Here is a 13891-nt window from a genome sequence, read left to right on the forward strand (position 1 = left end):
ATTTAAACTGGCGCCGCTGCTTGCAACAGACCCTTGCTCACTGCTTCAGGAGAATGCTCATGTCCTCAACCTCTCGGCCTTCCTGTTCTTCGTCCCGCCTGTGGGCGGCTGCTCTCGGCGTGGTCTTCGCGGCGGCCTTGGTGGCCTGCGGCGGTGGCGGCGGCGCAGAGCCCGCTGGCGGCAGCACCCCCCCGGTCACCGCCACCGGCTCCTTCACCAGCGGTGCCATCAGCGGCTTTGGCTCCATCATCGTCAACGGGGTGCGCTTTGATGACAGCGGCGCCCAGGTCTATGACGACGACGGCAACCGCCGCGGCAGCGATGACCTGAAGCTCGGCGCCCATGTGGAAATCGAGGCCTCGCGCATCGATCGCACGGGGGGCAGCGGCACCGCCACGGTGATCCGCTATGGCAGCGAGATCGTCGGCCCGGTCACGGCCGTCAACAGCGCCGCCTCCACCTTCACCCTGCTGGGCCAGACCGTGGAAACCACCAGCACCACCGTGTTTGATGACAGCCTGGCCGGCGGCCTCAGCGCCTTGACGGCTGGCTTGGTGGTCGAGATCCATGCGCAATGGGATGCGGCACGCGGCGTCTATGTGGCCAGCCGCATTGAAGACAAGCTCAATGCCACCAGCTACAAGCTGCGCGGCACCGTGGCCAACCTGGACACCACCGCACGCACTTTCAGCATCGGCGGCGCGGTGTTGAACTACGGCACCGCCACCTCGGTGCCCACCACCTTGGCCAATGGCGCTTGGGTGCGGGTCAACCTGCAGACCACGCCCAGCAACGGCCAATGGGTGGTCAGCAACTTTGGCAATGAAAGCCGCAGCCGAGGTGACCACAGCGAAGCGGAGATCAAGGGCATCATCACCGCATGGACCAGCGCGACGCAGTTCAGCGTCGATGGCCTGGCCGTGGACGCCAGCAGCGCCACCTTCCGTGAAGGCACGGCCGGTGTGGTGCTGGGCGCTCGCGTGGAAGTCGAAGGCGCCATCGTCAATGGGGTGATGGTGGCCACCAAGGTGCACCTGGAAGACCACAGCAGCCGTGGACGCGGTGAGGACTACGAGCTGCACGGCACCGTCAGCGCCTTGAACACCACGGCCAAGACCTTCAGCCTGCGTGGCTTGACGGTCAGCTACAGCGCCAACACCACCTGGAAAGATGGCTCTGAGAGCCAACTGGCCAACGGCTCACGCGTCGAAGTCAAGGGTGATCTGTCCAGCGACGGAGCGACATTGACCGCCTCACGCATCGAGTTCGAGTAATCCACACGGCCCTCCGGGGCCAATTTGATGGGCGAATCACACATTTGAGCCAAAGAGGCTTACCATCCTGACCCATCCATGACGACCACTGCCCCTGATTCGCCCATGAGTGCTGAGCAGCAAGCCTTGCTGCAGGCACTCACCCACATCCTGCAGCCCTTGGCGACCCTGGCGGTGGCCAAGGGCCTCCACTACAGCGAAGTGGAAGAGCAGTTGAAGCAAGCGTTTGTCACGGCGGCGCGGGATGCCATTCTGCAGGCTTCGCCTGAGGCTTTAGAACATCGGCTGGTGTCGCGCATTTCGGCCGCGACCGGGATCAACCGGCGTGAGGTGACGAGGCTGAGCAGGCCCAGCGCAGGTGACGGTGCGCCACGCCGCTCCTACGCGACGGAAGCCTTTTTCCGCTGGCGCGGCATGCCAAGCTATCAGGATGGGAAAGGGCAGCCGGTGGTCCTCCCTCGGCTCGGGCCTGCGCCCAGCTTTGAGGCCTTGGCTCAAAGCGTGACAAAAGACCTTCACTTCAGAAGCATGTTGGATGACATGGTTCGGCTGGGCTTGGTCGTGCACAACACAGAGACAGACAACGTTGAGTTGATGGCCAAAACCTATGTGCCAGACCAAGACCTCGTCAAGATGCTCTCGTATCTGGGGTGGAACTGTGGCGACCACCTCCGTGCCGCCGTCGACAATGTCACTGGGCAAGAGCCCACGCATTTTGAGCAGGCGCTGAACGCCACCGAGATTGACGTGAGCCATGTCCCGGCCATCCGCGACCAAGTGCGGGAGGAGTGGCGGACCTTTCAGAAGTCCATCATTCCAGCGCTGCAAGATGGCGTAGACGCCGGTGAATTGGCTCAGGTCAAGGGCCGAGTCCGCCTAGGCATGTATATGTATACCGTCACGGAAGACAAGGCCGGACAGGCTCGTGGCGATCTCTAAGGAAAAAAGGGGAAATGGACATGATCTACCGCTTCAAGACTTCGACGCCCACCACCGTTGGCATCGCCGTGCTGACTGCACTGGCGATGCAGGCCTGCGGAGGGGGCGGGGTTGATGGTGGCGGCACTGGCGGCACCGAGCCTCCTGCCTACGCCAACGGCCCCATCAGCGGCTTTGGCTCCATCATCGTGGGCGGTGTGCGTTACGACGACAGCGCAGCCACGGTGCGTAACGACGATAACCAGAGCCTGAGCAGCAGTGATTTGCGCTTGGGCATGGTGGTGGCCATCGATGGCAAGAACCTGGATCGCAGCTTGGGCACGGGCGTGGCCAACAGCGTGGTGGTGAGCAGCGAGTTGGTCGGGCCCGTCACGGCCAGTGTGGTGGCGACCGGTGATTTGACGGTCTTGGGTCAGCCCGTCAAGGTCACCACTTCCACCGTGTTCGATGACCGTTTGGTGGGCGGCCATAGCGCCATCACCATCGGCTCGGTGGTCGAGGTCTATGCCGTCTATGACCCCACCACGGGCACCTACACGGCCAGCCGTGTCGAGCCCAAGAGCAGCGCCAGCACTTACAAAGTGCGCGGCGTCGTCAGTGCCAACAACACGACGCAGCGAACCTTCCGCATCGGCGCCGCCACCTTCACCTATGCGGCGGGCGCGGCGCCTGCGGGCCTGGCCGATGGGCTGCTGATCCGCGTCAAGGTGGGCACCAGCCCGGACAGCAATGGCTACTGGGTCATCGCCAGCAGCGACACCAGCCGGCCCAAGCCCAGTGATGGGGTGGAGGTCGAGGTCGAAGGGGTGATCGCCAACTACAGCAGCGCCGCCAGCTTCACGGTCAATGGCATCCCGGTGAACGCCAGCAGCGCCAGCCTCAGCCCCTCGGGCTCGGCGCTGGCCGCGGGCTTGCGGGTAGAGGCCGAAGGCAAAATGACTGCCGGCGTGTTGGTGGCCACCAAGGTCGAGGTCAAGAAGCCTGAGTCTTCGGGGGGCGACGACGATGACGGCGGCAGCGACGACTCCAGCAAAGAGTACGAGATCAAGAGCACCGTGCAGAGTGTGGACACCGCCGCCAAGACTTTTGTGGTCAAGGCGGGCGCGCAGAAGGTCAACTATGCTGGCGCCACCTTCAAAGACGGCACTGTGGCTGACCTGAAAGTGGGCGCCAAGGTGGAGGTCAAGGGCCGCATCTCCAGCGACGGCACGGTGGTCAACGCCACCGAGGTCAAGTTCGACGATTGATGAGGCACACCCCCTCTGCGGCAAAGCGGAGGGCGGTCACCAAAAAGGCGCTCACGAGGAGCGCCTTTTCTTTGCTGAATCGAGCCTCAGCTCAAGCGCGCCAGATGCCGCTCGATCTGCGCCTGCGCTTGCGCTGGCGCGGTGCCCCCCAGCACATTGCGGGCGTTAAGCGAGCCGCGCAGCGACAGCACCTCAAACACGTCTTGCTCGATGCGGGCGTCAAAGCCTTGCAAGGTGGCCAGCGGCAGGTCGGACAAGTCGACCCCCAGTTTCAAACCTTCTTTCACGGCATGGGCCACCACCTCGTGCGCATCGCGGAAGGGCAGGCCCTTCTTGACCAGGTAGTCGGCCAGGTCCGTGGCCGTGGCATAGCCGCGCAGGGCGGCCGCTTCCATGGCCTGGGCCTTGACCGTCAGGCCACCGCTGCGGGAGCCGTCGGCTGCCACCTCGCCGCCAATCATCTCGGCCATGATGCGCAGCGTGTCCTTGACCGTGTCCACGGTGTCGAACAGCGGCTCTTTGTCTTCCTGGTTGTCCTTGTTGTAGGCCAGGGGCTGGCCTTTCATCAAGGTGATCAGGCCCATCAAATGGCCCACCACGCGGCCGCTCTTGCCGCGGGCCAGCTCGGCCACGTCGGGGTTGCGCTTCTGCGGCATGATGGACGAGCCGGTGCAGTAGCGGTCCGACAGGTTGATGAAGCCAAAGTTTTGGCTCATCCAGATCACGATCTCCTCGGCCAAGCGCGAGACATGGATCATCACCAAGGTGCTGAAGCTGGTGAATTCGATCGCAAAGTCGCGGTCGCTCACGGCGTCCAGGCTGTTCTGGCTCACAGCTTCAAAGCCCAGGGTGCGGGCCACGCGCTCGCGGTCCAGGGGGTAGCTGGTGCCTGCCAGCGCTGCGGAGCCCAAAGGCAGGCGGTTGACGCGTTTGCGCAGGTCGGCCAGGCGCTCGGCGTCGCGGGCGAACATCTCCACATAGGCCAGCAAGTGGTGGGCAAAGCTCACCGGCTGCGCCACTTGCATGTGGGTGAAGCCGGGCATCACCGTCTCGGTATTCTGGGCGGCCACGGCCACCAGGGCGCGCTGCATGTCGGCCAGCAGCACGGCGATCTGGTCAATCTCGCTGCGCAGCCACAGGCGCACATCGGTGGCGACCTGGTCGTTGCGGCTGCGGCCGGTGTGCAGGCGCTTGCCCGCATCGCCCACCAGTTGGGTCAGGCGCGCCTCGATGTTGAGGTGCACGTCTTCCAGCTCCAGCTTCCACTCAAACGTGCCGGACTCGATCTCGCTGCGGATCTGCGCCATGCCGCGCTGGATGTCGGCCAAGTCTTGGGCGGCGATGATGCCTTGGGCTGCCAGCATGTCGGCATGGGCCAAGCTGCCGTCGATGTCGGCCTGCCACATGCGCTTGTCGAAGAACACGCTGGAGGTATAGCGCTTGACCAGCTCGCTCATGGGTTCAGAGAACAGGGCCGACCAGGCCTGGGACTTCTTATCGAGTTGATTGGTGCTCATGGGGAGGCGATCTGGAAGCGCAGGGCCGTGCGCCTGCAAAGAAGGGGCGAGCCACCACGGGGCCCGCGCCACTAGAGGGAAAGCCGTCATTGTAGGGGGGGACCTTGCCGGGGCTTGACGCGCACCGGCCGCAGCCCCCGGCCCTTTCCCTGAGAATGCAGGCATGAGCCAGCGCCCTGACTTTCAACACAGCACCTTGTTTGAAGACCTGCAACAGGTCTTGCAGGCGGCCGGTGCCAAAGGCGCAGGCCGCCATGCCGTGGTGCTGCCGCTGTGTGGGACGGGGCCGTTGATCCGCGCCTTGATGCTGGTGCTCAGCACGGTCTATATCGCGCTGCTGTTTGTGCAGCCCAGCACCGCCGCGTGGCTGCTGGCGCTGCCCACAGCGGCCTTGGTGGCCATTCCGGCGGTCTTGCTGTGGCTGCTGTTGGCCTGCAGCGCGCGCCGCTGGCTGGCGGCTTGGACACCGCTGCTGCAGTGGTTGGCTGTGGCCTTGGCGGGCGCGTTCACCGCCAGTGCGGCCCTGGGCTTCACGGCGTGGCTGGGGCTGTGGCAGCCCACCGCCTTGCAGCCTCTGGCGGTGGCCTTGACGGGCGCTGCCATGGCGGCTGCGGTCTATCAAGTGGAGCGCCTGCGCGAGCGGGCTCGCCTGCCCATGGTGGCCACAGCCCGCCTGGCTGATTTGCAAACCCGCATCCGCCCGCACTTTCTCTTCAATACCCTCAACACCGCCATTGCGCTGGTGCAGCTCGACCCGCAGCGCGCCGAAGAAGTGCTGGAGGACTTGGCCGAGCTCTTCCGCGCTGCCTTGGGCGCCCTGGACCAGGCCACCACGCTGGGCGCTGAGGTCAGCCTGACCCAGCGCTACATCGCGATTGAGCAACTGCGCTTTGGCAGCCGTTTGGAGGTGGACTGGCAGCTCGACCCGCAGGCTGCCGCCGCGCGCTTGCCGCCGCTGACCCTGCAGCCCTTGATCGAGAACGCGGTGCGCCATGGCGTGGAGCCCAGCGACAAAGGCGGGGTGATTGAAGTGCGCACCCTGCGCCGCCGCGACCGGGTGCTGATCTCCATCACCAACACCCGGCCGACGAATCCATCACGGCCCGGCCACGGCATTGGCCTGGCCAGCGTCAAAGAGCGGCTGCGCCTGATGCATGATCTGGACGCCGACTTTCGCAGCGGCGTGATTGAAGACGGCCGCTGGCGGGTCAGCATCAGCGTACCGGCCGCCGGCTGAGCGTGAAAGAAGGATGAGCAAGCGTGAGTGTTGAGCCCAAGCCCACCCGACTTCGGGTCCTGATCGTGGACGACGAGCCCTTGGCGCGCATGCGATTGCGCAGCCTCTTGGCCGACTGCGGCGTGGTGGGTGTGGAGGTGGTGGGCGAGGCCGGCAGCGCGCCGGAGGCGCTGCACGTGCTGAGCATCACCGGCGTGGACCTCTTGCTGCTGGACATCCACATGCCCGGCCTGAACGGGCTGGAAGTGGCCCGGCGGCTGCGCGAACAAGCGCAACGTGAGGGCAACCCCGCCGCACCGGCCGTGGTGTTTGTCACGGCCCATGCCGAGCACGCCTTGGACGCCTTCGAGCTGAACGCCTGCGACTACCTCACCAAGCCTGTACGCCGCCAGCGCTTGCAAGAAGCCTTGCAGCGCGTTGCGCAGCGCCTGGGCCACACCTTCATGGCGCCCCCAACCACGGCGGCCCCGCCTGACAAGGTCTTGGTGGTCAGCGACCGGGGCCGCATCCTGCGCATTCCCTTCTCGGAATTGGTCTCCCTGAAAGCCGAGATGAAGTATGTGACCCTGCGTACGCTGACGCACACCTATGTGCTGGACGACGCCCTGGTGGACCTGGAGCAGCGCTTGGGTGACGCGGCCGTGCGCATCCACCGCAGCGCGGTGGTCGCCAAGGCGGCCATCCGTGCCCTTGAGAAGCGCGCCCTGCCAGGCGCCGAAGACGGCGATGCCAACGAATCCTGGGCGGTCCATCTGGCACCCACCGACGAATGGCTGCCCGTGTCGCGCAGGCAATTGGCAGCGGTGCGGGAGGCCCTGGTGGCGCCGGCATGAGGCCTTGGCGGCGCCGGCCGGCGGCTTGGGCTGGTGGGGCGTGTGCCCTCCTGGTCGCACTGTGGGCGTGGGATCAATGGCGCCCGGGCACCGAGAGTCCGGCTGTGCTGGGCACCCGCACCGAACCTGCCACAGCAGCCTCGTCCTCAGTGCCTGCGACGCTCACCTGGTTTGAGCTCACGCCGGCTGCAGCCAGTGGCCCTGCGGCGTCTGCGCCGCAGGCCCTGCAGCCCACCGCTGCGGAGCCGGCTTTGTCGGCCGCAGCGCCACACTGGCTGCTGGAGGCCAGCCGCAAGCCGCCTTGTTCCGCGGCGCCTGAGCCACCGATGCTGAGCGGCTCTGCCGCTGAGGCGGCCGAGCAGGCGAGTTGGGAGCTTGTCGTGGCGCGTTTGTTGGGCAGCCCAAACACCGACATGCGGGCGGCCGGCCTGTATGTGACGGATCAGGCCGAGGCGCTGGTGCGGGAGGCCCAAGGCAGCCAATCGCCGCTGGTGATGGAGTGGGCGTGGTTGGCCTGCCAAAAGCACTCGACCTTGGCCCAGCCCGCCGCCTGCGCGAGCTTGACGGCACAGCAGTTGCTCGACGCAGGAGCCGGAGACCCGCACAGCCTGCTGATGGCGCTGTTGGACGAGGCGGTGGCGGCCCGCCAGGCTGATCGAGTGGATGAGCTCTTGTTGCGACTGGCCGCTGTTCAGCCCAAAGCGCAGGCGGTGGATCGCATCCCGGCCATGACGGTGGCCTTGTGGTCTGAGCCCTTGTCGAACACGACGAGGGCCGCCGTGATGGGGCATGCCACCGGGGTATGGGCAGCTGCTGTCCTGCCGCCCTACCAGCGCCTCTCCTTGGTGTGTCACCCGGAGGTGCTGGCGACCAGGCCTTCACGACGCCAAGCTTGCGAGGGCTTGGCCCGAACGATGTCGGAGAGGGGGCAACACCTCCTGCAGGTGTCTTTGGGCCTGCGCTTGGGTGAGACGCTGGGTTGGCCGCTGGAAGAGATTCGTGCCAAACGCTTGGCGGCGGATGCTGGCGTGCAGTCCTGGAGTCGCGCCCAGTTGGGCCACTTCAAGCGTGGAGGGGCTGAGTTCGATGCTTGCGGCTTTGTGAAAGAACAGGTGCAGCACGCCATGGCCTTGGCCGAACGGGGCGAACGCTGGTTTCTCGCCCAGCAGCTGCTGGCCTCCGGGCGCGACGTGGCTGCGTGGTCGGCAGAGATCAAGCCCTACGAGCCCAGACCTGTGCCGCCCGCGCCCAGCGACCCTTTGTGATGCCCACCTTCAGCTCCTTCACGGTTCCTTCGCGCAGCGCGCTGGCGGTTGGCCTTGTGGCACTTGTAGTCGTGTTGGGCTTTGTCTTTGGACCGGCATGGGACCCCGAACCAGCCATCAGCTCGCCGCAGTCCGCGAGTGCGCCGACTCTCCTGTCGGATGCGCCGAGTGCGGCACTCACGGCGGGCTCAGCGGCCTCGGGCCGGGCTGCTGACCCGGTGGCCGCCAAAGCGCTGTCGTCGCAGCCGCTGGAGCTGCCCGCCGGCACGCCCTTGTGGCTGCAGCAACTGGCCCGGCAGCCGGTGTGCACCACCCTTGAGAGGCAGCGCAAAGCAGCGGGGGGCGGCAGCATGGTGAGCGGCGGGCCGGCCTGGGCGGGAGAGGGACGCAAACGGGTGCAGGAGCGCATTCAGCAAGTCGCAGACCGGCTGGCGGCCAGCCCTGATGCTGAGTTGCATGTGCTGGGCTTGATGTTGTTGCGCCAACACGAAGCGCTTTCCCAAGAGGCGCTGCAGCAGCACTCGGCGGTCGCGGGTGATGGCCTGCTGCGTCTGTGCGAGGCGTGGGAGCAAGGCTTCAGCGAGAAGCCACCTCCAAGGCCCGCGGTGTGCGCGCACCTGACGCCTGAGCAAGCATGGGCCTTGAACACGGTGGACAGGTTCGGCTTGGCCTTGCAGGGCCTCGCAGCAGCGCGGGATGAAGCGGCAGCCGACCTTTGGCTAGAGCGCGCTACTCAAAACTCGCCGCGCATCACGCTGCTGGACCGGCTGGCCGCTGCCCTGCTGGCCCATGCGCCGCCAGAGTGGACGCCTGAAGACCGTGCTGATCTGGCGCTCCTGGGCGTGGCGCTCTGGTCCTCACAAGTGATGCCCAGCTTGCAAGGCTTGACGAGGGCCTGCCGTCCTGACAGTGCACCCGCCGGATCGCTGCGCCAACAGCGCTGTTTGGCCGTGGCCGAGGCGCTGGACCGCCCGCCCAACACCCATTTGGCCGCGATGATCGCCCAGCGTCTGGGGGAGTGGCACGGCTGGAGCCTAGAGCGGCTGCAGCGGCGTCATGTAGAACTCACAGCAGGCACCGTCGCTTCCATTGGCCTGATCCCGACCCCCGCAGCTCACCAAGAAGCTCCCGATGTCTGTACCTGGCTGCCCCGGCTGCGCGACCACACCGTGCTGCTGGCCACCCAAGGTGAGGTGGTGGCGCTGGCGGACGGGGTGCGGCGGTCTGGCAAGACCCTGCATCAATGGGCCCAGGAGCTGCCGCCCTTTCAAGCTCGGCCCTGGCAAGCGCCGGCCTCCAGCCCGTCTCAGTGACCCGCCCTAGAACAAGGTGCTGATCGCATCCACCACATTCAGCCCCTCATCCACCACCGGCATCCAGCGCCATTTGTCAAAGGTGGTGCAAGGGTGGGAGATGCCCAGGGCCACGCGGTCGCCAACCTGCAGCGTGGGGGCGCCGTCGGCCAAGCGCAAGTAGGCGTGTTGGTCGTTCATTGCGCTCAGGCTCCAGCCGGCGGGGGCCGCTTGGGCCACACGCGCACCCGCAGGCGCCCAGGCCACAGGCGTGGGCAGGCCCATGTCGGTGGAGGCGTCGCGTTTGCCCGCATTCAAGATCACGAGGCCGGGCTCGGGGCAGGACTGCACCAGGGTCCAAACGCGCAGCGCGGCGCGCAGGCCATCACCGTCGCTGCAGCCCATACGGCGGTTGGCCATATGCACCAAGCGCTGATAGTGGCCGTCGTCATGCGTCAGATAGCAACCAGAGCGCAGCAGGCCCAACACGGGGCGCGAGAGGGCGGGCTTGAGGGCGCCAGAGACTTGGTCGAACAGGGCCGAGCCCCCGGCGGTGATGATCACTTGCGCGTGCTCAAACAAGCCTTCGTCGTCGCAGCGCTGGGCCAAGCGGCGCACGGCATCGGTCAGCCCCTGGACCAGGGCTTGGTCGGCCGCAGAGTCGCCGCTGCCCCACAAGCCTTCGTAGGTGGACAAACCCACCAAGCTGACCGCCGGGCTGGCCCGGGCAGCGCGGGCCAGGGCCAGGGCTTCAACTTCGCTGCGGCAACCGGTGCGGCCCTGGGCCAAGCCCCATTCCAGCAGCACCTCAAACGGGGCGCTCAAGGCATGTGCGCTGAAGGTGGCCTCAATGGCTTGGAGCTGCGCCAGTGAGTCCAGCAAGAAGGGCGCGCGCAAGCCCGGGTGGGCGGCCTTCAGGCCGTGCAACTGCAGCAAGTCCGCCGCTTGCAGCACCTGGTTGGCAATCAAGGCCCTCGGCACGCCATGCAGCAGGCCCAGCGCCAACTGATGCACCGAGGCAAAGGTGATGCCCCAAGCACCCGCCTGCAGCTGCGCTTGAAACAGCTCGGGCGACAGCGTGGTCTTGCCGTGCGGGGCCAAGCCAATGCCAGCGTCGTCGACGTGCTTTTGCATCCAGCTCAGGTTGTGCTGTAGAGACTGGCGGTGCAGCACCGCCACGGGCAGCGGCAGGTCGCCGGCCAGCACATTCCAGCCTTGGGCGCCGACTTGGGCGCGGCTCAAGCCAGGGGCGGTCCAGGGGTAGCCCTTGAGGCCGGGGGCAAAGGAGGGTGTGGTGCTCATGGCTGAATTGCACCACAGCCCTGCTGGCCGAGGTCAGAGGGCTGGCGCTGCTTCAGCCTGTGTTGCGCAAGCCCGCGGCAATGCCGTTGATCGAGAGGTGAATGCCGCGCTGCACCCGCTCCAGCGTCGGGTCCAGTGCGGTGTCGTCGGCGCTGGCCTTGGGGCGCTTGCGGTAGCGGCGCATCAGCTCCACTTGCAGGTGGTTGATCGGGTCCAGGTAGGGGAAGCGGTGCTCGATGGAGCGTGCCAGACTGGGGTTGGACTGCAGGCGATCCGCCTCGCCGGTGATCAGGCTCAAGGCGGCCTGGGTGCGCTCCCACTCGTCCTTGATGGCGGTGAAGATCTTCTTGCCCAGGCGCTTGTCTTCGACCAACTCCACATAGCGCTGGGCAATGCGCAAATCGCTCTTGGCCAGCACCATGTCCAGGTTGGAGAGCAGGGTGCGGAAGAAGGGCCACTGCTTGAACATGCGCTGCAGCAACTCCAGGCGCTGAGCCCGCTGCTTTTTGTCGTCGCCCAAATAGGACTCGACCGCGGAGCCAAAACCGCACCAGCCCGGCAGTGCCACGCGGCACTGGCCCCAGGAGAAGCCCCAGGGGATGGCGCGCAGGTCTTCAATGCGGCGCGTGGCCTTGCGCGAGGCGGGGCGCGAGCCAATGTTCAGCTCGGCAATCTCGCGGATGGGCGTGGCCGCAAAGAAGTAATCGGTGAAGCCCGGGGTCTCGTAGACGATGTGGCGGTAGGCCGCCATGCTGGCCACGCTCAGTGCCTCAGCGGCCTCCAAGAAAGCCTTGGGGGCCTGCTTGGTGGGGTGCAGCAAGGTCGCTTCCAGCGTCGCGGCGACCAAGGTTTCCAGGTTGCGTCGGCCGATCTCTGGGTGGGCATATTTGGAGGCGATGACTTCGCCTTGCTCGGTCAGGCGGATCTGGCCCTTCACCGTGCCCGGGGGTTGGGCCAAGATAGCCTGATAGCTGGGGCCGCCGCCCCGGCCCACCGTGCCGCCGCGGCCATGGAAGAGACGCAGGCGGATGCCGTGGGCGGCTTCCAGCTCGTCGAACAAAGCCACCAGGGCGATCTCGGCGCGGTACAGCTCCCAGTTGCTGGTAAAGAAGCCGCCGTCCTTATTGCTGTCCGAATAACCCAGCATCACGTCCTGCTCGCCACCGCTGCGGGCCAGCAGGCCGGCGATGCCAGGCAGGGCGTAGAACTCGCGCATGATGCGGCCGGCTTGGCGCAGGTCTTCAATCGTCTCAAACAAAGGCGAGACGATCAGCGCGGCCACCGCCGCCTCGTCCAAGGTGCCCACCAGCAGGCCACTTTCCTTTTGCAGCAGCAGCACTTCCAGCAGGTCAGAGACCTCTTCGGTGTGCGAGATGATGGTGTGGCGGATCGCCTCTCGGCCAAAGCGCTTCAGGCTCTGCGCTGCCGTCTCAAAAATGGCCAGCTCGCCCACGGTCAGCGCCGAGTAGGCGGCCCCAGGCACGCGCAAGGGCCGGGCGTCGCAGAGCTGGCGCAGCAGCACCTCGCGCTTGGCGGCTTCATCCAGCCGCACATAGTCCGCTTCCAAGCGGGCATGGCGCAGCAACTCGGCCACCACCAGCTCGTGCTGGTCCGAGCTTTGGCGCAAATCCACGGTGGCCAGATGGAAGCCAAAGACTTGAACCCCGCGCATCAAGGGTGCCAAGCGCGGGGCCACCAGCGCCTGGGCGTGATGGCTCTTCAGCGAGGCCTCCACGGTGCGCAGGTCAGCCAAGAACTCTTCAGGGCTGGCGTAAGGGTCTTGCGGGGCGACCGCATGGCGCAGGGCTTCGGTGCCAGTCAGCGCCTGCAAGGTGGCGGCCAAGCGGGCATAAACGCCAATCAAAGCGCGGCGGTAGGGCTCGTCCTCACGGTGCGGGTTGGTGTCCGGCGAGCGCTCGGCCAAGGCTTGCATGGCGGGGGTGACGGGCGCCAGCATGGCCGACATGGACAGCTCGGCACCCAGGGCGTGGACTTCGGTGAGGTAGTGGCGCAGGGCCACTTCGCTCTGCCGGGTCAGGGCAATCTTCAGGGTGTCGGCGGTGACATTCGGGTTGCCGTCGCGGTCGCCGCCAATCCAGTGGCCCATGCGGAAGAACGAGGGCACGGCATGGCCGGGCAGGGCGCGTTCAATCTCTTGGTACATGCGCGGGATCTGGCGCAGGAAAGTGGCCGGGTAGTAGGTCAGCGCGTTGTCGATCTCGTCGGGCACCGTCAGCTTGGTGTAGCGCAGCATGCGCGTCTGCCAGAGCTGGGTGACCCGGGCGCGGATCAAGGCCTCGTTCTCGTGCAGGTCGCGCTCGGTGCGCAGCTCGTCGCGCTGGCCCACCAGTTCGGCCACGGCACGCTCGGCGTCCAAGATGCTTTTGCGCTGCACTTCGGTGGGGTGGGCCGTCAGCACCGGGCTGATGTAGGCCTGTTGCAGGGCTGCAGCAATGTCGGTGGCGCGGTGGTCGGCGCGGGCCAGCTTCTCAAAGCACATGGCCAGTGAGCCCTCGGCCAAAGTGCCTGCCGCCTCGTGGTGGGCGCGGCGCCGCACATGGTGGCGGTCTTCGGCAATATTGGCCAGATGAGAGAAGTAGCTGAAGGCCCGGATCACGCTGACCGTTTGCTCGGCCGAGAGGTTCTTCAGCAGCCGGTCCAGCACGCGCCCGGCGCTCGCGTCTTTCTTGATGCGGTACGCCACCGAGAGCTGGCGCACCCGCTCGATCAGCTCAAAAGCCTCTTTGCCCTCTTGCTCACGAATCACGTCACCCAGGATCCGACCGAGTAACCGAATATCCTCAACAAGTGGCTTGTTCTTGCTGGTGTCATCTTGGCGAGCCAAAGATTTATCAGCAGATTTGCTCGCTTTCGCGCTGGAGGGTCGGGCGGCGGGCTTGGCTTGAGCGCTGGGCATGAAAGGCTCCAAAAATTAGTAACCGAATTACCAATCGCAAATACTAACCGATCCGGGGCCGCTTGGCA

General features: G+C 66.1%; 10 protein-coding genes. 7 read left to right on the forward strand and 3 right to left on the reverse strand.

From position 1 onward, the window contains the following. Nucleotides 1-59: 59 nt before the first annotated feature. From KAK11_RS17175 to KAK11_RS17185, 3 genes are all read left to right on the forward strand, one after another. Nucleotides 60-1274 (forward strand): DUF5666 domain-containing protein, encoded by a 1215-nt coding sequence (locus KAK11_RS17175; protein ID WP_210810508.1) that lies wholly within the window; start codon nt 60-62, stop codon nt 1272-1274. Between the two features lie 78 nt (nt 1275-1352). Then, on the forward strand, nt 1353-2213 hold the full coding sequence (locus tag KAK11_RS17180) for a DUF6502 family protein (protein ID WP_210810509.1): 861 nt from the start codon (nt 1353-1355) through the stop codon (nt 2211-2213). A 14-nt stretch (nt 2214-2227) separates the two neighbouring features. After that, nucleotides 2228-3460 (forward strand): DUF5666 domain-containing protein, encoded by a 1233-nt coding sequence (locus tag KAK11_RS17185; protein ID WP_210810510.1) that lies wholly within the window; start codon nt 2228-2230, stop codon nt 3458-3460. A gap of 86 nt (nt 3461-3546) precedes the next feature. Here KAK11_RS17185 and argH read toward each other — a convergent pair whose 3' ends face one another. After that, nucleotides 3547-4977, reverse strand: a complete 1431-nt coding sequence (argH, locus tag KAK11_RS17190; RefSeq protein ID WP_210810511.1) for an argininosuccinate lyase — start codon at nt 4975-4977, stop codon at nt 3547-3549. Nucleotides 4978-5140: 163 nt separating this feature from the next. Here argH and KAK11_RS17195 point away from each other — a divergent pair, with 163 nt between their 5' ends. From KAK11_RS17195 to KAK11_RS17210, 4 genes are all read left to right on the forward strand, one after another. Continuing rightward, nucleotides 5141-6214, forward strand: coding sequence for a sensor histidine kinase (locus KAK11_RS17195; protein ID WP_210810512.1), 1074 nt, complete (start codon nt 5141-5143; stop codon nt 6212-6214). A gap of 23 nt (nt 6215-6237) precedes the next feature. Next, nucleotides 6238-7047, forward strand: a complete 810-nt coding sequence (locus KAK11_RS17200; RefSeq protein WP_310737824.1) for a LytR/AlgR family response regulator transcription factor — start codon at nt 6238-6240, stop codon at nt 7045-7047. Between the two features lie 149 nt (nt 7048-7196). Continuing rightward, nucleotides 7197-8312, forward strand: a complete 1116-nt coding sequence (locus tag KAK11_RS17205; RefSeq protein WP_210810514.1) for a hypothetical protein — start codon at nt 7197-7199, stop codon at nt 8310-8312. A 56-nt stretch (nt 8313-8368) separates the two neighbouring features. Beyond that, nucleotides 8369-9625, forward strand: a complete 1257-nt coding sequence (locus KAK11_RS17210) for a hypothetical protein (protein WP_210810515.1) — start codon at nt 8369-8371, stop codon at nt 9623-9625. A gap of 6 nt (nt 9626-9631) precedes the next feature. On the opposite strand, the gene KAK11_RS17215 is transcribed toward KAK11_RS17210, so the two are convergent. Then, nucleotides 9632-10906, reverse strand: a complete 1275-nt coding sequence (locus KAK11_RS17215) for an alanine racemase (protein WP_210810516.1) — start codon at nt 10904-10906, stop codon at nt 9632-9634. Between the two features lie 52 nt (nt 10907-10958). Then, nucleotides 10959-13823, reverse strand: coding sequence for a phosphoenolpyruvate carboxylase (ppc, locus tag KAK11_RS17220; protein ID WP_210810517.1), 2865 nt, complete (start codon nt 13821-13823; stop codon nt 10959-10961). Nucleotides 13824-13891: the final 68 nt, after the last annotated feature.

Origin of the sequence: Ideonella paludis (genome assembly GCF_018069865.1) — a bacterium.
GTDB classification, from domain to species: Bacteria; Pseudomonadota; Gammaproteobacteria; order Burkholderiales; family Burkholderiaceae_C; genus Ideonella; species Ideonella paludis.